Origin of the sequence: Oscillatoria sp. FACHB-1407, assembly GCF_014697545.1 — a bacterium.
GTDB lineage: Bacteria > Cyanobacteriota > Cyanobacteriia > Elainellales > Elainellaceae > FACHB-1407.
On the sequence record NZ_JACJSA010000012.1, the window covers coordinates 121,142 to 141,562 of the forward strand.

General features: G+C 50.0%; 19 protein-coding genes. 10 read left to right on the forward strand and 9 right to left on the reverse strand.

The annotated features are described in order from the left end of the window. Positions 1–19: 19 nt before the first annotated feature. From H6G89_RS19885 to nadA, 5 genes are all read left to right on the forward strand, one after another. A complete protein-coding gene (locus H6G89_RS19885; RefSeq protein WP_309230040.1) occupies positions 20–676 on the forward strand; it encodes a flavin prenyltransferase UbiX in 657 nt (218 codons plus the stop codon). A gap of 22 nt (positions 677–698) precedes the next feature. Next, complete coding sequence (locus tag H6G89_RS19890) at positions 699–1,697, forward strand: LapA family protein (protein WP_190509645.1); 999 nt, start codon at positions 699–701, stop codon at positions 1,695–1,697. 72 nt (positions 1,698–1,769) lie between these two features. Beyond that, positions 1,770–2,387 (forward strand): shikimate kinase, encoded by a 618-nt coding sequence (locus H6G89_RS19895; RefSeq protein ID WP_242060026.1) that lies wholly within the window; start codon positions 1,770–1,772, stop codon positions 2,385–2,387. 117 nt (positions 2,388–2,504) lie between these two features. Beyond that, positions 2,505–3,395: an acetylglutamate kinase gene (gene argB, locus H6G89_RS19900; protein WP_190509647.1), complete on the forward strand. Its 891-nt coding sequence runs from the start codon at positions 2,505–2,507 to the stop codon at positions 3,393–3,395. Between the two features lie 179 nt (positions 3,396–3,574). Then, complete coding sequence (gene nadA, locus H6G89_RS19905; protein ID WP_190509649.1) at positions 3,575–4,561, forward strand: quinolinate synthase NadA; 987 nt, start codon at positions 3,575–3,577, stop codon at positions 4,559–4,561. Between the two features lie 149 nt (positions 4,562–4,710). Here the strand turns inward: nadA and H6G89_RS19910 are convergent, their stop codons facing one another. Both H6G89_RS19910 and H6G89_RS19915 read right to left on the reverse strand, forming a co-directional pair. Then, positions 4,711–5,190 (reverse strand): TerB family tellurite resistance protein, encoded by a 480-nt coding sequence (locus tag H6G89_RS19910; RefSeq protein WP_190509798.1) that lies wholly within the window; start codon positions 5,188–5,190, stop codon positions 4,711–4,713. A 100-nt stretch (positions 5,191–5,290) separates the two neighbouring features. Next, on the reverse strand, positions 5,291–5,578 hold the full coding sequence (locus H6G89_RS19915) for a hypothetical protein (protein WP_190509651.1): 288 nt from the start codon (positions 5,576–5,578) through the stop codon (positions 5,291–5,293). 54 nt (positions 5,579–5,632) lie between these two features. Between H6G89_RS19915 and H6G89_RS19920 the strand changes: the two genes are divergently transcribed. After that, positions 5,633–7,921, forward strand: coding sequence for an O-linked N-acetylglucosamine transferase, SPINDLY family protein (locus H6G89_RS19920; RefSeq protein ID WP_242060027.1), 2,289 nt, complete (start codon positions 5,633–5,635; stop codon positions 7,919–7,921). Positions 7,922–8,450: 529 nt separating this feature from the next. Here H6G89_RS19920 and treZ read toward each other — a convergent pair. Beyond that, on the reverse strand, positions 8,451–10,271 hold the full coding sequence (gene treZ, locus H6G89_RS19925; protein WP_190509655.1) for a malto-oligosyltrehalose trehalohydrolase: 1,821 nt from the start codon (positions 10,269–10,271) through the stop codon (positions 8,451–8,453). Positions 10,272–10,533: 262 nt separating this feature from the next. Between treZ and H6G89_RS19930 the strand changes: the two genes are divergently transcribed. Beyond that, positions 10,534–10,938, forward strand: a complete 405-nt coding sequence (locus tag H6G89_RS19930) for a hypothetical protein (protein WP_199336838.1) — start codon at positions 10,534–10,536, stop codon at positions 10,936–10,938. Positions 10,939–11,149: 211 nt separating this feature from the next. On the opposite strand, the gene H6G89_RS19935 is transcribed toward H6G89_RS19930, so the two are convergent. The 3 genes from H6G89_RS19935 to H6G89_RS19945 form a co-directional block, all read right to left on the reverse strand. Next, positions 11,150–11,302, reverse strand: coding sequence for a hypothetical protein (locus tag H6G89_RS19935; RefSeq protein WP_190509657.1), 153 nt, complete (start codon positions 11,300–11,302; stop codon positions 11,150–11,152). Then, positions 11,302–11,496: a 30S ribosomal protein S21 gene (gene rpsU, locus H6G89_RS19940; RefSeq protein WP_190509659.1), complete on the reverse strand. Its 195-nt coding sequence runs from the start codon at positions 11,494–11,496 to the stop codon at positions 11,302–11,304. The genes H6G89_RS19935 and rpsU overlap by 1 nt, the downstream gene beginning before the upstream one ends. 123 nt (positions 11,497–11,619) lie before the next feature. Then, entirely contained in the window at positions 11,620–11,937 is a 318-nt protein-coding gene (locus H6G89_RS19945) for an RNA recognition motif domain-containing protein (protein ID WP_190509661.1), read from the reverse strand. 368 nt (positions 11,938–12,305) lie between these two features. Between H6G89_RS19945 and H6G89_RS19950 the strand changes: the two genes are divergently transcribed. Both H6G89_RS19950 and H6G89_RS19955 read left to right on the forward strand, forming a co-directional pair. After that, complete coding sequence (locus tag H6G89_RS19950) at positions 12,306–12,584, forward strand: hypothetical protein (protein WP_190509663.1); 279 nt, start codon at positions 12,306–12,308, stop codon at positions 12,582–12,584. Between the two features lie 153 nt (positions 12,585–12,737). Continuing rightward, entirely contained in the window at positions 12,738–14,933 is a 2,196-nt protein-coding gene (locus H6G89_RS19955) for a phosphoketolase (protein WP_190509665.1), read from the forward strand. Between the two features lie 622 nt (positions 14,934–15,555). Here H6G89_RS19955 and H6G89_RS36140 read toward each other — a convergent pair. The 3 genes from H6G89_RS36140 to H6G89_RS19990 form a co-directional block, all read right to left on the reverse strand. After that, complete coding sequence (locus H6G89_RS36140) at positions 15,556–18,354, reverse strand: calcium-binding protein (RefSeq protein WP_305082317.1); 2,799 nt, start codon at positions 18,352–18,354, stop codon at positions 15,556–15,558. A 463-nt stretch (positions 18,355–18,817) separates the two neighbouring features. Next, positions 18,818–19,348, reverse strand: coding sequence for a hypothetical protein (locus H6G89_RS19985; protein WP_190509667.1), 531 nt, complete (start codon positions 19,346–19,348; stop codon positions 18,818–18,820). Between the two features lie 40 nt (positions 19,349–19,388). After that, complete coding sequence (locus H6G89_RS19990; protein ID WP_190509669.1) at positions 19,389–19,739, reverse strand: cupin domain-containing protein; 351 nt, start codon at positions 19,737–19,739, stop codon at positions 19,389–19,391. A gap of 107 nt (positions 19,740–19,846) precedes the next feature. Between H6G89_RS19990 and H6G89_RS19995 the strand changes: the two genes are divergently transcribed. Further along, positions 19,847–20,407, forward strand: a complete 561-nt coding sequence (locus H6G89_RS19995) for an NYN domain-containing protein (protein WP_190509671.1) — start codon at positions 19,847–19,849, stop codon at positions 20,405–20,407. Positions 20,408–20,421 lie beyond the last annotated feature (14 nt).

Below are 20,421 nucleotides of genomic sequence, written 5' to 3' on the forward strand. Positions count from 1 at the left end.
TAGTCGTTGATGGTGTACTGTGTCTGCAACTTCTCCTATAACCCGACCTCTCATTCTGGGTGTAACTGGTGCATCGGGGTTAATTTACGCTGTGCGGGCACTCAAGTTTCTGTTGGAGGCAGATTACGCGGTTGAACTGGTTGCCTCCAAATCGACCTACATGGTGTGGCAATCGGAATCAGCCATACGAATGCCCGTAGAACCGCTACAACAGGAACAGTTTTGGCGACAGCAGGCAGGGGTGGAAACGGGTGGCAAACTCCACTGCCATCCCTGGGGCGATGTGGGAGCCTCGATCGCCAGTGGTTCCTTTCGCACTGCTGGCATGGTTGTCATGCCCTGTAGCATGAGTACCGTGGCTAAGTTAGCCAATGGTTTGAGTTCTGATCTATTGGAACGGGCTGCCGACGTGCAACTGAAAGAAGGTCGGAAGCTCATTTTAGTGCCCCGTGAAACGCCCTTTAGCTTGATCCATCTGCGCAATCTGACGGCTCTGGCAGAAGCTGGAGCCAGAATTGTGCCCGCGATTCCTGCCTGGTATCACCACCCACAAACCATTGAAGACCTGGTGGATTTTGTGATTGCGCGTGCCTTTGATCAATTGGACATCGATTGTGTGCCATTGAACCGTTGGGAGGGACGAGACAGTAAGGTAGAGGGGGAGGGAGACGCATAATGGAGCAAAGGACGTTGAAGCCATGGTGAGACTTGTACTGGTACTGGCGATCGCCGGAGGGTTAACACTTTTTGCGCTGCAAAACCTGACCCCGATTTCTCTGGTGATTTTGGGTGTGGCTTCCCAACCGCTGCCATTGGCGGTGTGGCTATTAGGGGCGATTGTCTCAGGTGCTCTGACAACATTGCTGATCTCTGGGCTATTCTCCGCCTCCAATGCCTTTGCGGCTCCTCGTTCAGCCCGCAAGCGATCGCCCAAACGAGTCTCTACCAATTCCTCACCCCGTTGGAATGCGGCCTGGAGCAATCCCAAGGCTGATACTCCCAAACCGCCTCGCAACAATCCTAGAGCGGCTACTCCGACTGGAGACGACTGGGAACCGCGCCCACCTTTGGAGGAGTGGGAGGATTGGGAGGGTTACGAGGAACCTGCCAAATCCTCATCCACGGCTCAAACCAGCTATGCCTCAGACAGCTATGCTCGCTCTGAAAGCCGCTATTCTCAGCCCGATGATTTCGTGCCCACAGCGCAGGAGCAGGAAGTCTGGGATGACTGGGACGAGGATGAGCCAGAGGATAGCCGCTACGAAGACCGTCCTTTAACGGAGGAAGACTCCATTCCCCGCCGCACCGACTTTGAAGTCCGGCAGGAACCCGTCGCCCGCTATCAGTCGGGCACAATCTATTCCTACAGTTATCGCAACCAGGAGGATCGGGAGGATTCCTCAGTCGGCAAAACGGAGGATGTCTATGATGCTGAGTTTCGCGTCATTACGCCCCCATACAACGCTGAGCCAGAAGAACCCACACTCAATGAGCCTGAGCCAATCTACGAGGATAAGGTTGAACCCGTTAACAACCAGGACGATGAGGAAGATTGGCTAGATGACGAGGAGGAGTATGACGAGGAAGAGTATGACGAGAAGGACGATGACGGGAGAGACGATGAGGATGATTGGGATGATTCAGATGATCGAAACAGGCGCGATCGCCCCAAAGGAGATTCCTCTGACGACTGGTAGGCAAGTACACCTCCTGGGACAAGTATGCAATTGACTGATGACAATTGACTATTAACCAGTGACCCATGACCCATGACCATGACGAATAAGATGTTTGACAATCAACTTTTAGACGGTGCAACTGTAAATCAACTGCTACGCGGTACAAATCTCTATCTCATCGGCATGATGGGGTCGGGCAAAACAACCGTGGGTCGCTTGCTGGCGATGCAATTGAAATACAAATTTATCGATACCGATACGATCATTGAGCAACTGACTCAAAAATCGATACCGCAAATCTTTGCTGAGTCTGGAGAGGCGACCTTTCGGGAAATTGAAACCCAGGTGTTGGGGCGAGTGGCAGCGGAAACCCGAACGGCGATCGCCACAGGCGGCGGAATCGTCTTACACCGTCAAAACTGGAGCTATTTGCATCACGGGGTTGTGGTCTGGCTCGATGTTCCGGTTGAACAACTATTAAAGCGTCTCAAAGGCAGTACCAATCGTCCTTTGTTGAATGACCCTGACCCCCAGCAAAAGCTGCAACAGCTTCTCGAACAGCGGCGATCGCTGTATGCCTTGGCAGATGTGCGGGTGAAGGTCGAAACCGAGGAATCACCAAATTCGGTTGCGGCGAGAGTGTTATACGCGGTTGGAGGTGCCATTCAGGCAAAGTTGGCTGAACAGCCTTTTCCCCCAAACAACTAGACTCCAGGCCGTGATTCCAGCCATAGTTCAGTAATCTGTTCAAATTGCAATTAATATTTGATACAAGATCCACTAAGATCGCTACGTTTCGTGTCAACCATTCCTACCTAACCTCTGATGCTCAACAGCGAATACATCCAAAAAGCTGAAGCGACCCGTGTTCGAGTGCTCAGCGAGGCTCTGCCCTATATTCAGCAATTCAGTGGACGCACTGTGGTTGTGAAATATGGTGGTGCAGCCATGAAAGAGAGTCATCTCAAAGAGACAGTGATGCGAGACATCGTGTTTCTCTCATGCGTTGGGTTGCGTCCTGTCGTGGTTCATGGGGGTGGGCCGGAGATCAACTCCTGGCTCGATAAATTGGGGATTGAACCGCAATTTAAAAATGGCTTGCGAGTGACCGATGCTGCCACGATGGATGTCGTCGAGATGGTGCTTGTGGGGCGGGTCAACAAAGAAATTGTGGCGATGATCAATCAAGTGGGAGGTTCTGCTGTTGGGCTTTGCGGTAAAGATGGCAACTTGATTAAGGCACGCCCGCAGGGGCAGGAGGAAATTGGGTTTGTCGGCGAGGTCAGCGGTGTCGATATCAAAATTTTGGATTCTCTCGTTAAAAGTGGCTATATCCCCGTTGTATCCAGTGTTGCGGCTGACGAGAAGGGACAATCCTACAACATCAATGCGGACACCGTTGCTGGCGAAATCGCCGCTGCACTGGGGGCAGAAAAGCTGATTTTGCTGACTGACACATCAGGCATTCTTAAAGATTACAAAGATGTCTCAACCCTGATTCCCAAGTTAGACATTCAAGAAGCCCGCCGTTTGATTGAGACAGGGATTGTTTCTGGAGGCATGATTCCGAAGGTCAACTGTTGTGTGCGATCGCTGGCTCAAGGGGTACGGGCAGCCCACATCCTTGACGGTCGCATTCCTCATGCTCTGTTATTGGAAATCTTCACCGATGCGGGAATCGGTTCCATGCTGGTCGCCTCTGAATTCATGTCGTAGAGGCTTACAAACCGTATATTTGTGGTATTTCATACCAAATTAGGTTTCAGAAGTCGGAGTTTTTCAAAAACCCCGACTTTTTGTTTTCATAAAAATGGGTTCTTCATGCTTGGCAAATTTTGGTAGAAACAACTATAATTCGGGAGTGAACCTTTGATTCTCCTAACCAAAACTCTGCCGTGTTTACTGCCGTTCGTCCTAATCCAACACTCAGTACGACTGCCGATCTGCCTCTGGATTTATTCGCTGCGATCCAGGACTTAAAACGTGAGATGAATGCCGTCATCTTGGCGCACTACTATCAAGACCCTGATATTCAAGACATTGCAGACTACATCGGGGATTCATTAGGGTTATCACGCCAAGCTGCCGCAACCGATGCTGAGGTCATCGTGTTTGCAGGGGTACATTTCATGGCAGAAACCGCCAAAATTCTCAATCCCGATAAGTTGGTCTTGTTACCTGACCTGAACGCCGGATGTTCTCTCGCCGATAGTTGCCCTGCCGATGCCTTTGCCCAATTCAAAGCGGCACATCCTAACCATCTCGTAGTGTCCTATGTGAACTGCACCGCTGAGATCAAGGCATTGAGCGACATTATCTGCACCAGTTCCAACGCGGTTGAGATTGTGCAGCAAATTCCTGCCGATCAGCCAATTATCTTTGCACCCGATCGCAATCTGGGGCGATATGTCATGGCACAAACCGGACGAGAGATGGTGCTGTGGGAAGGAAGCTGCATCGTTCACGAGACGTTTTCTGAGAGGAAGATTGTGCAGCTTAAAGTTCAGCATCCCACTGCTGAAGTGTTGGCTCATCCAGAATGTGAATCAACCGTTTTGCGCCATGCGGATTACATCGGTTCAACCACAGCCTTGCTAAAGCATTGCCAGCAGAGCCAGAGTTCAGCCTTCATCGTGGCGACTGAACCCGGTATTATCCACCAAATGCAGAAAAAAGCACCCGATAAGCAGTTTATTCCCGCTCCCCCGTTAAACCATTGCGCCTGTAACGAGTGCCCCCACATGCGGCTCAACACGCTTGAGAAGCTGTATCTCGCCATGAAAAACCGCACTCCCGAAATCACGCTGCCGGAATCAACTCGTTTGGCAGCTTTGCGCCCCATGCAACGGATGCTGGAGATGAGCCAGGGGATTAAGGGGTGAGGGAAAAAGAAGAGAGAAGAGAGAAAAAGAAATAAAGGCTAAAGGATGAAGGATAAAGGATAAAAAAGGGATGAAGGATCAAGAGAAGCTAGGAAGAGGCGATCGCACTACTCTCATGCTTTAGCCTTTGGCCTTCATCCTTCCATTTCCTATCCCTGAGCAAATTTCTCTAAACCATGCGTCAGGCAATCCACAATGCCCGGATCTTGTTTGAGGTCAGCGATCGCCTCTGCTTCAACTCGTTTGACGGTTTCTTGAGGTAAGCCCAACAGCCCAACAAGCTTGGTATAAGCAGCGGCTTCATCGGCGTTGATGGGGTCTTCATTGGGGGTGCGGGAACTGGACTGAATCACTTCGTAGCCCAATTTGAGCACCAATTCTTTCTCAGCATCCGTTTGTAGCTTGGGGGTCAACTCTTCCAGGGGAATGTTTTGCATCAAGTAGTCCTGGAGTTCCTGGCGGATGTGTTGCTGCTGGGGTGAGTCTGCTGCAAAGATGCCACTGAAGCGATCGAGCATGACATCAACTTCTTCTGCTGCCAGTTCGCTATCTGCCCAAGCCATCGAGGCAACGATGCGTAACAAATTCATCTGACGCGGCGAAATAGAGGGGGGTGGCGGTGTCTGAATCATGGAGGTTCCTCCTGGGTTACAGAGTGTGAGTAAATGCTTGTAACTGTGTCTAGAAGGCTATCACACAATTTTTGATAGACCCTCCACCGTAAGGGTTTTATAACGTCAGGAAATAGGGAGGGGAATGAAGAGTGGGGAATAGAGAATCGGAAGAGACGCGATTAATCGCGTCTGTACTGGGAAAAGAGCCACGATTAATCGCGTCTGTACTGAGAAAAGAGCCACGATTAATCGCGTCTGTACTGGGAAAAGAGCCACGATTAATCGCGTCTGTACTGGGAAAAGAGCCACGATTAATCGCGTCTGTACTGGGAAAAGAGCCACGATTAATCCATCTGGTAGGAAGCGCGATTAATTGCGTCCGTACATTGGGATCATTTCCCAAAATTAGGAGGGAATAATGGAAGCGTAAGCTCCTGCTTCCCCAATGAGTTGCGCTATGGTCAATTTGTATTCCTCGTCGTTGACATCCCTTCAGTTGTATGAGCACGCCCTTCAATGCCTTCACAACGGAGATTATCAGCAAGCCGTCACGCTGTTTGAGCAGGTGATTGAGGCAGAGCCAAATCGCTCAGCAGGGTGGTACTTAGGTTTGGCGCACCTGTTACAGGGGCAGGAAGAAGAGGCACAGATGATCTGGCTGATGGCGATCGCCGAGGCTGACTCAGAAGAAGCTGACCTCTGGACGGGTGAATTACTGCAAATCCTGCATTCTGAGGCAGAGCAGCGAGAACCCGCAGTTTCTGAGCCAACGGAAGATGAAGCACCTGTAAAAGAACAAGACATTCAGCAGGAACAGCTTGCCTGGTTAATTCGGCGGCACATTTACGAGATTGCGCCCCAGGATGTAACCAACCTGCTGAAGCTCGTGCAGCGATCGCTCCGACTCAACCGATTTCAACCCGACGACTTAGTTGACCTGGGGTTGATTGAGCAATTGCAAACTGAGCCATACCCAGACGTTGATACAGGGTTGCTCTTTCAGGTACTTAAGGACTTGCTGCAACAGGTGCCACTTGCTCCCCAGGTCGCTGATCTCACCGAAGCCTGTCTGCCCTACGTGCAAGACCCCACGCCGATAGTGGATCTGCTCCTCCCGGTGGCATCTAAGCTGCACGAAGTGAGGCGCAACAAGGGACTCGCCTATCGCTACGCCGACATGTGTATGCGGTTGGATGGCGATCGCGCTGATGTGGTCAACCAACTGTGTTGCATCTGTCAGGACGATCGCCGCTACACCGAAGGCATTGAGTTAGCCCGTCGCTATTACGACAAGTGCAACACCATCATCGAAAAAATTGTAGGCAATGCGCTGTTGCTGCGGGGGTTGATGAATACAGGCACCCACTGGCAAGAAGCAGAAGCGGTATTGCACCGCCAAACTGAGTTATTTCAGACCCTAATCGCCGATGATGAGGGCAATGTCGATCGCTTCTTTGATGTGTCCGTAATCTGCACTCCCCTCTTCTTCTACCCCTATTTTGAAGACAATCCCCGTGTCAATCGCACTCTGCAAAATCAGGTTGCCGCACTCTATCTCAAAGGACTACAGGGTTATTTAGAGAAACACGTCGAGGATTACCAACCCTATCCCCAGGCTCCACTGGTGCGATCGCCAGAGCACAAGAAACTGCGGATCGGTTACCTCTCCCGCTTTTTTTATCGGCACTCGATCGGTTGGCTGTGTCGCTGGCTATTTGAGCACTACGATCGCGATCGCTTTGATGTCTACGCTTATTTCATTCAACTCACCGATCTGGATGACTTCTCAAAACAGTGGTTCGTCAGCAAAGCCACCCGCTCATGCAGCTTTGATGGTGATAACTTAGGCATTGCCAAAGCCATCCGCGAAGACGAAATCGATATTCTGGTCGATCTGGATAGCATCACTTCCTACTGCACCTGCGGGGTCATGGCTCTGAAACCTGCCCCGATCCAGGTTACCTGGCTGGGGCTAGATGCCAGTGGGTTACCCAACATCGACTACTTCCTGGCAGACCCCTACGTTTTACCAGACGACGCTCAAGAGTACTATGCCGAGAAGATCTGGCGGCTGCCCGACACCTATATTGGGGTCGATGGCTTTGAGGTGGGGGTGCCAACCCTGCGGCGAGATGAGTTGGGTATTCCCGATGATGCGGTCGTCTATCTCAGTGGTCAGTTCGCTTACAAACGTCACCCTGAGATGGTGCAATTGCAACTCCAAATCCTTAGCCAGGTGCCCAACAGTTACCTGTTAATTAAGGGGTTGGGCGACGAGCAATCTATTCAACGGTTATTTGAACAGGCAGCCGAAAAAGCTGGGGTCAGCCGCGATCGCCTGCGTTTTTTACCCCGTGACCGGAACGAGGAAACCCACCGAGCCAACGTGGCGATCGCTGATGTGGTACTCGACACCTACCCCTACAATGGCGCAACGACAACCCTGGAAACCCTGTGGTTGGGCATTCCACTCGTGACGCGCGTCGGAGAACAGTTCCCTGCCCGCAACAGCTACACCATGATGGTCAACGCTGGACTGACCGAGGGCATTGCCTGGACAAACGAAGAATATGTCGAGTGGGGCGTGCGCCTGGGACGCGATGCTAACCTGCGCCAACAAGTGACACAAAAATTGTGGCGATCGCGCCAGACCTCAACCCTGTGGAATGGCAAGCAATTTACCCGCAATGTCGAGGCAGCTTATGAGCAGATGTGGGAGAGGTATCAAGAGAAGAGAGAAGAGTGAAGAAGGAAAAAAGAAGAGAGCAAGAGGGAAAGAAGAAAAAGGGATAAAGGATGAAGGACAAAAAATGAAGAGTAGGGTGTGTCCAGAATTTTGTGTAAAATCTCATCCTGTCTTCGCTCTAACCCACCCGCAACTAAAGTGCGGGCAGATGGAAAAGGTGACAGACATACCTTAATTTAACGTGAATTCGGGATAAGGATTTCGGCGGTTAAAACGTCAAATCCTGCCTTTTCTGGAGTCCGCGTCGGCGGACTTCGCTCTAATAGCCGCGAATTCATTCGTCGGGCTCTTAAACCAAACTGACGTTAATTTATACCAATTTGAATTGGCTTCGCTGCACATGATTCCGTAAGGGCGTTTCGCGAAACGCCCCTCCCCACTGATCTGCCACAATCAAACATTAAATTGGTATTACATACCTTCTGGGCGATCGCCAACTACAACGACCTCCACTCCGTCACCCCATCACCCCCTTGCGAGGCGTGGCGCAGCCTTCACCCATTTCCCCATTCCCCATTCCCTCTCCTTCCTACTGCTGATACAGCACAAAGCTATGCGGTTGAATTGTGACCTCATTCTGACCCTCTAGCTGCTCTGGCATAGAGGTTCCCTGTCCCATCCACTTTGGTTCTGACGAATCCAAAATCTTCCTCCAGTTGCCAGGAGGAGTTGAGGGTTTCAGGGCGATCGCCTGCAAATTGAAGTTCATCACACAAAAGATCTGACTGTCTTGATTCCAACGATGCAAGAACATCAGTTTTTGGTCTTCCAGTGCTGAAGCTTCTAAATTTTGTTTGTCTAATTTCTTCAACGCTGGAATGGTGCGTCGTAGTTGAATCAAGTGCTGATAAAACTCCAACAACACTTTGTGTTTACCTTCGTTGCGCTTTTCCCAGGTCAGTTGCGATCGCTTAAACGTCTCCAAACTCTCTGGGTCAGCATATTCCCCTTCAATGTGAAAAGCAGCGAACTCTTCTTTGCGACCTGCTCTTACCGCTGCAATCAACTCTGGATCAGAATGGCTAACGAAGTATAGAAAAGGGGCTTCTTCGCCATACTCTTCACCCATAAATAACAGCGGCACGTTAGGAGATAAAAACAGCGTTCCGGCAGCCAACTTCAAGGCTTCAAATGAAACGAGATGGGTAAGCCTTTCCCCTAATAATCGGTTGCCCACCTGGTCATGATTCTGAATGCAAACAATGAATTGATAACCGGGGCGATCGCTCACATCACTGCCATGCCATCGATTGCGATAAACCGAATAATCCCACGAGTAAACAAAGGTTTTCTTAAACGCTTTTGCCAGTTGTTCACAGCGACCATAATCGATGTAATAACCGATATTTTCACCTGTTAGCAAGGTATGAACACAGTGATGAAAACTATCATTCCATTGAGCATCAATTCCATATCCACCAATGACACTTTCCCGAACGACGCGCGCATCGTTTAAATCTGATTCAGCTATCAGGTAAAACTTACGCCCCTGCTGTTGAGAAAATTCATTTGTTCTGTCTGCCAACTCTTGCAAAAAGTGTCGCGCACCTAAGTCGTAAATCGTATCCGTCGCATCTAATCTCAGCCCATCAATATGATAGTGTTCAAACCAATACAACGCATTTTGAATGAAAAAGTTGCGCACTCCATAGTTATGAGCACCATCAAAATTAATCGCACTCCCCCAGGGCGATCGATGTCGTTCGGTAAAAAATGGAGCGTAATTTCCAATGTAATTTCCTTCAGGGCCAAAGTGGTTGTAAACCACATCTAAAATAACTGACATTCCCTGTTGATGCGCGGCGTCAACTAACTTTTTAAGACCTTCGACCCCACCGTATGAGTGTTGTGCCGCATAGGGATAAACGCCATCGTATCCCCAGTTTCGCGCTCCTGGAAATTGGGCGATCGGCATAATCTCAATTGCATTCACTCCAAAATCATATAACTCTTTTAATCGAGGAATGATCGCTTCAAATGATGCATTGGGAGTAAATGTTCCAACATGCAATTCATAAATAATCAAATCTTCAAGCGGAATGCCAGACCAATTTTGATCTGTCCATTGAAATGTTTGATGATCTACAACTTCAGAGGGACCATGTACGTCCTGAGGTTGAAAATTAGACGCTGGATCAGGTAGATCACTTTTGCCATCTAACTGATAGAAATAGCGCGTTCCAGGTGCAATATCATCTGCAATAACTTGCCAATATCCCAACTCAATTGATTGCATTGGCAGCAATCGTTCAACTGGAGAAACGACTTTAACCGCTACTTCCTTTAAAAACGGTGCCCAAACGGTAAATTCACAACGATTATTACCCAAATAGCGAGAACCGACCTTCACGTTTAAGCAACTCCTGAGATGAGGGACTCGCTCCTTAGAGTAATATCGCTTTACATTTGATAGACCTATCCAAAGGCATATCTTGAGTGAACAGAGTGAGCTTGTGAAACCTATTTATATCAAGATTTCATGGCTAAATTAGCGTTATTTTTGTCGATTTTAAAGTTATAAATCTACGACTTGAGATAGTGCAGTTCAACAAAACAATTTCTTTAAGCTGAGGAAATCAAATTCCTGTATTAAGGGGTACAAACTCATGAATATGGATAACGAAAATCAATTAAATTCCGATATAAATGATAGTCAGGATCACACTCCAGCGGTTGATACTTACGATCGCGGCATTGTGCCTGCTGAAACCGCTGCTCGCAAAGAGCGGGAACAGGGTGCTTACAAGAAAACACCCGATGAGTTAGGACAAGATGGCAGTGATGATCCTGACAGCATTCACACAACAGGTGGCTACACCGTTGATAAAGAAGGCTTGATTAACAATTTTGCAGTCGAGCCAGAGATGTATATCAACGAACCGGGCGACTTGCGCGAGAAGAATGACGCTGAAAAAGCTGAACGGGTTGAAATGCGCCACGCTGCCAATGACACTGATGAGGAAGGCAACCTCACGATGGATCACGATTCTCGTAGTAAAGGTGTTGGCTTAGTTTAATTAACGTCAGTTTGGTTTAAGAGTCTGGCAAATAAATTCGCGGCTACTAGAGCAAAGTCCGCCGACGCGGACTCCAGAAAAGGCAGAATTTGACGAACCGACGCAGGTCGGTTTTGCTCCGATAGCGGCGGTTTTAACTACCGAAATCCTGATCCCGAATTCACGTTAATTAGCCTAAACAAAACCCCGAAGTCTGTGCGATTTCGGGGTTCTACAGTTCAACTGGCTTGCGGTTCAAATTCACCTTTGTAGCGGCAGCAACATTGGCAAACAAAATGGTTGATGAGCGACGCATTAAGATTGCCAACATTGCTAACGGTGACTGAGTTACCGGACTGTCAATTTTGAGTTTCTGCTTTCGCATTAACCTTTGGGGCGAGCTGTAAATCGACGCTGACGTCTGCGAGCAACGGCTTTGCGCTTTGCTTTCTCTAGAGGTGTTTCAAAGTGTCGATTTTTTCTGACATCTTGCAAAATTCCGGCTCTTGAAACTTGCCGCTTAAATCGACGTAGTGCTGAATCAATTCCTTCGTTTTCGCCCAAAATAATTTGAGTCACGTTGTTCTGCTCCTCCAAAACTTCTCAAAACAAGCAAAAAGTCTCTGGCAGAATCAAGCAGTTCTCTCTATCTGCCAGAGACTGAAACAATCTATTGCCTTAAAGGCATTCATGCCCGATCAATCAATAGCGACGACCACCGCCACCGCCACCACGGTTGTTATTACCCCAACCTCCCCGTGAGGATGAGCCTCTTTCTTCTCTGGGTTTAGCTTTGTTGACTTTTAGATCGCGCCCCATCCACTCTGCGCCGTCGAGTGCCTCAATCGCAGCTTCCTCTTCAGCATCAGTTGACATTTCCACAAAGGCAAACCCTCTGGAACGTCCAGTTTCGCGATCGAGGGGAGTTTGAACACGCTTTACTGTACCAAATTCAGTAAAGATGGAACTGAGGCTTTCCTCAGTCACACTGTAGGGGAGGTTTCCTACATAAATCGACATAAGCTTCTCCAAAACCAAGCTCAAATTACAAAAAGAGATCCAAAGTTCGGAGAGCCTGTCTGTTCGAGGAATACAAACTAAAACTAACTGCCGAATTCAAAGTCTCTCTGAGAGCATAGCTCACAATCGCTTTTGTGGAACCTTTTCTTTAAAGGAATTTATCAAGGTGAGCATTTGCTGGCGCAGGCGAGGTGTTTACCCTCGGCTAAGATTATGGATTTCATAGATTAGATCCGCACAATAAACCTGCCAACGGTACAGGCGGGTTTAGCAGACGAATCTCTGCCCTGAGATGGATTTGGCGGCAAAACCTGCCCTTGCCGAATATCGAATTTATTTAACGTCAGTTCGGTTTAAGAGCTTGGCGAATGAATGTGCGGCTACTAGAGCGAAGTCCGCCGACGCAGATTCCGGAAAAGGCAGGATTTGACGAACCGACGCAGGTCGGTTTTGCTCTTATAGCGGCGGTTTTAACCGCCGAAATCCTGATCCCGAATTCACGTTATTTAATTCCCATTCCTTACTACTGTGATTCACAGATAGGGTTTGGAAATAAAACCAGGGGGGTATGGGGGCTTTGCCCCCAGCCAGGGATTCCACCCCTGCACCCCGAATTCCCACCCCTATTTACGACAAGTTGTACTTAGGGGCTGATAGCTATCTCGTACACACCGATCGCAACTTATAGAAACTATAAGAACTCATTTATTTCTTTCTTAACGCCAGAGGCTATACGATCATCTATTGAGGTTTGAAACCCAACTGATCATTCGCGCATTTCCTAAGAGGTATCTAAATTCATGACGGCTGTTACCCCTATTCCTACTTTCTGTGAGGGAATCCAATACTTCGGGGCAACACTGCCTCACTTTGAAACACTAGGAAAAGAGCCTGCGATCGCCCCCGGTCAAGCAGCGATCGCCAATCCAACCGATGATGCAGCGGTATATCAAACCTTGTTATATGCCGATGCTTTGCGCTACTTGACGTTGCAGATTACAGGTAGTAAAGCGTCGGGGCACCCCGGCGGATTTGCCAGTCAAGCAGAGGCGTATGCTGCGCTGGTGATGTTGGGTTACAAAAACATTATTACTGAGGTGGGGCATCATGCCCCCGGTTTCTACAGTGCCATGTTTTTAGATCGCTCGCTGGAGGACATGGGCATCCAGACGGTGCAACAATTGCGCGATCGCTTCCGAGAACGACATGGGCTGTTGGGACATCTCTCTGGGTTCATCCCTGGATTGTTGGCTCCGGCGGGTCCCCTCGGTCAGGGACAACACTTTGCTTTATCCGCCTCATTGCTCCATAAGGACAAGCTATTTCCCTTTACGGTTGGGGATGGGGGCTTGGGTGAGCCTTACATCATGAGTGCGATCGCCCACTTCAACACCGCCTATCCCCAGGCAACCAACTTCCTGCCAGTGCTGGTGTGGAACGGCTTTTCGCAGGAGCACCACAGCATGGTCTCCATCAAAACAAACGAGAGCATGACAGCCTACTGGCGTGGCAACGGCTTTGAAGAAGTTGTGCTGGTGGATGCCAAAGACTTCGACGATCAGAATCAACCCGGCGATTACGTTGACAGCACCATCTTCTCGTTTGAGCAACGGTTGGCATTCACGAAAGCTGTCTTGGCTGGGGTCGATCGCGCGGCTCGTTCGGCTCTCAGCGGCAAGCTGACTGTCTTTATCATCAAACAACTGAAAGGGGCAGGAGTCCACGCACGAGGTGCAAAATCCCATAACCTCTACCCCAAAGACACGCTCGACAGCCCTCATATTATGGAGGCGTTGAAGACACGGGCACTGTCTGCCGATGCGTGGGAATTGGTGCGAACGAACTGCGAACGTGCAGGCGGAGGTCCTGCATCAAAAACGGTTGTCACGGAGTTTTCGGAGTTAAACCTACCCGCCACTAATCTGGCTTTAGAGGAATACGCTGTTGGTAGTGAGCCAAAGGTTTCGACTACCACTATGGGTCGTTTGGTGGCAAATGTGGGTGAGGGCGATCGCGCCTTTGTCGTAACGAATGCCGATGGCAACGAAGCCTCTGGCATTGGTAACATCAACCAGGCACTCAAGATCAATCACCCGGTTGAAGATGCCCTGTACTTTCAGGCACCGGGTGGGCAGGTGTACGAACCGCTCAGTGAAGATGCCTGTGCTGGACTCGCAGCAGGGCTCTCTCTGATGGGGTCGCGTACCCTCTGGTGCTCCTACGAATCCTTTGCCATCAACGGTCTGCCGATCTGGCAAACGGTGACTCAGGCAATGGCTGAGCTACGTCGCCCTACCCCGTCTACCATTACTCTATTCACTGCGGGTGCGCTGGAGCAGGGGCGCAACGGATGGACGCACCAACGCCCCGAAATTGAGGCGTACTTCGCCGCCATGATGCGAAATGGCAACATCTTCCCCTTGTTCCCACCCGATGCCAACAGCATTCAGGTCTGCTATGACTGGGCACTCACCACGGTCAACAAAGGGATTGTCATCACCGCCAGCAAATCGCCGCTACCCATTCGTACCACCTTTGAGCAGACCCGTCAGGCATTGCAGGATGGTGCGGTCGTGTTGCAGGAAACCCCAGGGACTAAAACCGTTGTCTTTGCTGTGGTTGGAGATATGATTCTCAATCCGGTGATGGAAGCGGCGAAGCAATTAGCAGCACAGGGCATCGGTAGCCGCATCGTGTCCGTGGTGAACCCCCGTCGGTTGTATCGCCCCCATGATGTCGCATGGGATACCTGCTCTGAGCCGGATGGCGGTTTCCTCAGCGATGCTGGATTTGAGACGCTGTTTGGTGGCGATGCTCTAATTGGTGTGACTGGAGGAGCCAGCGGTATGTTAGAACCTGTGATGCTCCGCAGCACTCTCAAGCGTGACACTTTCGCCTGGAAACGGGGAGAAACCACTGCCAGTGCCAACGAGTTGATGGCGTTTAATGGCATCACCCCAGAGGCGATCGCCAAACGAGCAACTGAATTACTCTAACGTCAGTTCAGTTTCAAAGTTTGGCCAATAAGTTTGTGGCTATCCGAGCCAGACTGCCGATGCGGACTTCGGACAATGCAGGGGTTGACGAACCGACGCAGGTTGGTTTTGCTCCTGTAGTGATGCAGATTTGATTCTCAGCAACTCACACCCTGTAGGGGCGTTTCGCGAAACGCCCCTGTGAGATTCATATAGCAACGCCTTAAGCTTTCTGCCAGAGCTATATTAGTAGCTCCTCGTTTTGCCTTGCTCGATAATCACCCAATGAGATGACACGTTTGGATGAGGTGATTCGGTGTTGACCACCGTATTTTTATTAATAAGGAATTAAATTTCAATCCCGATGTTTGTTGTCGCTCCTCGCTAGCAACGCGCATTCAGATCTGGAGTTTGGTTCGAGTGCTATGGTCATTACCCAGCAGAAATGCTGGGTTTTTTCATGCAGATTGCATTTTTAGCAACACACAACCTGCCAACAGCAAAAAACCAAAATCCGACATCTAAAATCTGCACCAAAGGGATCGCTTCTAGCAGTAAGCCCCCTCACGCTAGAAGCGACCCCCTCTATTCTCCTGGTATTTTCGATTTTTGGAAGAGGGGAATTCCCCCTTTTCAAAATAATTTACGCAACTATTACAAAATCAGTGGCACCGAGTTGAGCGCGATTGGCGGTAGTCAGTGTTGCAAAGCTACTGCCCGTGCCAAACCCTTGAATGATGCCATCCGTGTTGTAAAAAAGATTGCCACTGGCGCGGCTGAGTACAATCGTGGCTGCACTTAACGCCGCTGTTGCATCGTCAGCAACCGATTCAAACTCAGTCGGCACATTAAAGCCATTGCCAGCGGTGCTGAGCAGCGCAGTAAAGGTCGTTTTGCTCAGAACGATCTTGTCACTGCCGATCACAAAATCCAGGATGCGATCGACCCCTAGAGCGTTGCTATTAAAGGCATTACCCGTACCAAAGGCAAAGTTGTCGCTGCCTCCATCGCCCCGTAGATCATCATTGCCTGCGCCGCCTGCAAGCGTATCATTGCCATCGCCACCATTGAGACTGTCAATATTCCCCCCACCGCTAAGGGTATTGTTTCCAGCGTTACCTGTGAGGGTATTGCTCAACTCGTTGCCAGAGCCGTTAATGTTGTCGGTTCCTACCAACACTAAGTTTTCAAGGTTAGCCCCCAAATTGTAAGTGATGCTGGCTCTCACCACATCTGTGCCACTGTTACCGGCTTCAGTAATGTTGTCTCCAGCATCCAGGATGTAGATGTCATCTCCCCCTCCTCCTCGCAGATTGTCGCCACCCAATCCACCATCTAGCGTGTCGTTGCCATCATCTCCATTGAGCGTATCCACGCCATTACCACCGCTGAGGCTATCGTTTCCAACCCCACCGTTGAGAGTATCACTGCCATCTCCACCGAGCAGTTCATCGTTGCCGCCCGCTCCACTCAGCGTATTGTTACCGCTATTTCCTGTGAGGGTGTTTCCCCCGTCATTCCCAATGCCGATTAAATCGCCTGTGCCGATTAATTCCAGATCGTCAATGCCAGTCACGAGGGTAATCGTGGCAATGCTAGAGCGCACCAGATCATCTCCTCCACCATTCGTCACCTCGTCGATGGTTTTACCTGCCGAGTTGATCAAATAAATGTCGTTGCCTGCGCCCCCACGCAGCACATCCGTCCCGTCGCCTCCGTCGAGTGTATCGTTCCCTGCACCGCCAATCAGCGTATCGTTACCCGCATCGCCATTGAGAATATCGTTGCCATCTCCACCATTGACCGTATCGTTACCAACACCCCCATTGAGCGTATCGTTACCTGTGCCACCAGTGATGTTGTCATCACCGACATCGCCGTTAACGGTATCGTTACCTCCATCCCCGATGAGAGTATCGTTGCCGGCTCCCCCATTGAGCGTATCGTTGCCATCATCTCCATCAAGGGTGTCGTCACCCGCATCGCCATTGAGGATGTCTGCTCCACCATTGGCATCTACAAAATCGTTGCCGTCTCCGCCAGTCAAGGTGTTGTTGCTGCTGTTGCCGACTAGCGTGTTATTGAGTTCGTTTCCTGTTCCGCTGATGGCTTCCCGACCGAGGAGCTCTAATCGCTCAACATTGCTTGGCAACGTGTACTCATCCAGGCTGGACTGAACAGTATCTTCTCCTTCGTTGACTGCTTCTTCGATCGCATCTCCTGGGGATGTCACGATGTAGGTATCGTTGCCCAATCCTCCTCGGATGGTGTCGATGTCCCTACCACCATCTAACGTGTCGTCTCCAGCCCCTCCTTCTAATAAATCAGTGCCAGAGCCACCATCCAGTTTATCGTTGCCATCGCCCGCTAAGAGGGTATCGTTGCCTCTGCCTCCGGTCAGGTCATCATCACCCAGCCCACCTTGTAAGGTGTCGTTGCCTTCTTCACCGTTGAGCGCGTTGTTGCCCGTGTTGCCAACCAAAACATTGCTCGCGTCATTGCCGACGGCTCTGATATTGTCTGTCCCCAGCAATTCCAGGTTTTCGATGTTGTTTCCCAGGGTAAAGCTATTGACAATCGACCTAACTGTGTCAATACCCTGGTTTCGGTCTTCCCTGATCTCATCCCCTGGGTTATCTACAAAGTAAAGGTCATCTCCAGTTCCGCCTGACATGCGATCGCGTCCCAGTCCCCCATCCAGGATGTCATTTCCGGCACCCCCATTGAGGCGATCGTCACCTTCTCCACCCAATAACACGTTGTTGAGCGCATTCCCCTGAATCTCGTTATTAGAGGCGTTGCCAATGCCAGTGATTGCGCTGCCACGCAGGGTAAGGTTATCCAGATTAGCCGCGAGTGTCCAGTTGACAAAGGCATTCACCAAATCACGCCCCTGGTTGTTATTTTCCACTGTCACATCACCGAGACTGTCAACCACGTAGGTGTCATCCCCTGCGCCCCCGGTCAGGCGATCGCCCCCAGTACCCCCATCTAACTCGTCATTGCCATTCCCCGCGACTAGCGTGTCGTTGCCTGCTCCACCGTCTAACGAGTTATCGCCGCTATTACCTGTGATGCGGTTGCTCAGAGCGTTGCCTCGACCGTCTAAGTCTTCATCGCCTGTGAAAATTAGATCTTCAAAGTGATTGCCCAACACCCAATCCACCGAGGCTTGTACCGTGTCAACCCCACTCACAAAGCCTGGTCGCTCAATGGTGCGATCGTTTTCGTCGTCCACGATATATAAGTCGTTGCCCCGACCGCCCACCATGCGGTCTTCACCATCACCCCCGTCTAAGATGTCGCGCCCCAAATCTCCATTCAGGGCATCATCACCCCCTCGACCAAACAGGCGATCGTTTCCTGCCAACCCCAACAACTCATCGCCCTGATCTTCACCTCGGAGGGTATTATTGCGGGAATTACCTCTAATTCTGACCATTTTCAAGAACCTTTCATCAACTCGGCAGGAGAGAACACAACAACCAGCCCAATAGCTTGAGCCTTGAGCAACATCAATTGCAACAAAGAGCACTCCACTCCATCGAACGCAACGTCAACCGTTTTAGCGCACGACAAATTAGACGCTCAGAGCGCGAATTTGTGAATAGCAACTGTCGAGGCAGTTAGGACAAAGGAGTATGAAGGCTGCGCCCCAGCAGAGGTGGAGCCCCGGCACCCCATCCTAATCAACCCTTTGGTTGCTAAAACAGACTAGTTAAGAGAAGGGTGAATATTAAAAACGATGCCGACAGGGTCAGCATCATTAAACGTTGTATCGATAATAACAGGGTGGCGAATTTGCTCCGAAGGACTTCACCGTAAATTTACGGAGTTTGCGACGATTCATGAAGCTACGACAAATGCCGTGCGGTTAGGCTTGTGTCCGTGAATTGACGTGTGAACTACTTTGCGGATTTAGACGCGGTAGACGCTGAGTTGTTTAAAGACAATGCCTGATCAAGCACAGTCCGAGCGTGCTCTGCCTGGGGCAACGCTTCCCGATAGCGCATGTTTGCTTGAGCAAAGGTTTTGAGAACTTTAAAGCCTTCTTTCAGACGTTCGATTTCTGCCTCATCAACTGGTTCATCTGTAAACAAACTGTCAACTTGAGCACGCACTTTCATCGCTTCTGCTTTGGATGCCTGTGCCTTGAGCTTCAGGGTCGCAAAATTGTTAAGCACCTGTACGGCTTGGTTCAGGGCATCTTCGGAATTTACGGAGTCGGGCACGGTGGCATCGGCAGTCATGGGCGTTGGCTCTTCTACTTCAACAAACTGTTGAGGATTAAATCCTTTGGAAAGATTAGCAGGAATTTTACCGTCTTCGACCAGTTTGATTAACTGATCCATCGCTTTGCTGCGAGCTTGAGGGGAGTCTTTACCAGGAACGGTTAAAACAAGGTCTGGATTTTGGGTTAGCGTGTAGTGAACCATAGTTTTAATTAATACTCTTGTACTATTTTAGTCGAATTGCTCAAATGAGTTGTCGGGTGGCGGCGGTGGTTCGATCGCCCGTATTCGGTGTTCCAGTCGGTTCAATCAGCAAGAGATGCACTTCCTCTTCGGCAACCGGGCGATGCTCGATTCCACGAGGCACTACAAATAACTCACCTGCTTCAAGATGAATGTCGCGATCGCGCATCTGAATCGTCAACCGCCCCTTCAACACCAGAAAGAAGTCATCTGTCTCATCGTGTTTGTGCCAGACAAACTCATCCTTCACCTTGACTACCATAATGTCGTAATGATTTAGTTGAGCGACCGTTTTAGGCGACCAGTAGTCTGAGAATTGAGCCAGTTTTTCAGCCAGGTTGATTTTATCCATCCCACTTTTCCCCGTAAAAACTCTGGTTTACACACCGCAACAAATCAAGGCATTATATAAGAAGAATGTATTAAACCCCTCTATGCCGATCGAAATTCTTTAGAACCATGTCACGCTCCACCCCTCAAGGAATTTTGTTAGTTGATGGCTACAACATGATTGGAGCGTGGCCCAATCTGAGGGAAACTCGCGATCGCGACGGATTAGAGGCGGCTCGGCGCGACCTGATTGAGGCGTTGTTGAGCTACAGTGCTTATCAAGATTTTGAAACAGAAGTGGTGTTTGATGCTCAATATCAGGGCACTCCGGGCACTCGTGAGGTCATCAATCGCCATTTCGCCATCTTTTACACCGATTACAAACAAACCGCTGACTCTTACATCGAGTTAGCCTGTTCCCGCTTTCGCAATGATGTACGCAAGTTTAAGCAACGGCTGATTGTGGCAACCTCCGATGAGGCACAACGGCTGACGGTGGTGGGCTATGGGGCAGAGTGTATGTCGGCGCAAAAACTGTGGGCCGAGGTGGAAGGCGCAACCCATCGCGTGCGAAAAACGCAACGCAGCAAAGGGCGATCGCCCCAACGGTTTCTCTCCAGTTCCCTCGATCCGATCGCCCAACAACGTCTGGCACAGCTACGTTTGGGGCTAGATGGCGAAAAAAAGTGAGCAATCTAACAAAA

Bases quoted from the DNA above. Each gene is read 5' to 3' on its own strand.
- H6G89_RS19995 (WP_190509671.1), top strand. From the start codon at position 19,847: ATGTCACGCTCCACCCCTCAAGGAATTTTGTTAGTTGATGGCTACAAC.
- H6G89_RS19890 (WP_190509645.1), top strand. From the start codon at position 699: ATGGTGAGACTTGTACTGGTACTGGCGATCGCCGGAGGGTTAACACTT.
- H6G89_RS36140 (WP_305082317.1), bottom strand. From the start codon at position 18,354: ATGGTCAGAATTAGAGGTAATTCCCGCAATAATACCCTCCGAGGTGAA.
- H6G89_RS19990 (WP_190509669.1), bottom strand. From the start codon at position 19,739: ATGGATAAAATCAACCTGGCTGAAAAACTGGCTCAATTCTCAGACTAC.
- H6G89_RS19930 (WP_199336838.1), top strand. From the start codon at position 10,534: ATGGATAACGAAAATCAATTAAATTCCGATATAAATGATAGTCAGGAT.
- H6G89_RS19935 (WP_190509657.1), bottom strand. From the start codon at position 11,302: ATGCGAAAGCAGAAACTCAAAATTGACAGTCCGGTAACTCAGTCACCG.
- H6G89_RS19920 (WP_242060027.1), top strand. From the start codon at position 5,633: ATGGTCAATTTGTATTCCTCGTCGTTGACATCCCTTCAGTTGTATGAG.
- H6G89_RS19985 (WP_190509667.1), bottom strand. From the start codon at position 19,348: ATGGTTCACTACACGCTAACCCAAAATCCAGACCTTGTTTTAACCGTT.
- H6G89_RS19955 (WP_190509665.1), top strand. From the start codon at position 12,738: ATGACGGCTGTTACCCCTATTCCTACTTTCTGTGAGGGAATCCAATAC.
- argB (WP_190509647.1), top strand. From the start codon at position 2,505: ATGCTCAACAGCGAATACATCCAAAAAGCTGAAGCGACCCGTGTTCGA.
- H6G89_RS19895 (WP_242060026.1), top strand. From the start codon at position 1,770: ATGACCATGACGAATAAGATGTTTGACAATCAACTTTTAGACGGTGCA.
- H6G89_RS19950 (WP_190509663.1), top strand. From the start codon at position 12,306: ATGAATGTGCGGCTACTAGAGCGAAGTCCGCCGACGCAGATTCCGGAA.
- H6G89_RS19945 (WP_190509661.1), bottom strand. From the start codon at position 11,937: ATGTCGATTTATGTAGGAAACCTCCCCTACAGTGTGACTGAGGAAAGC.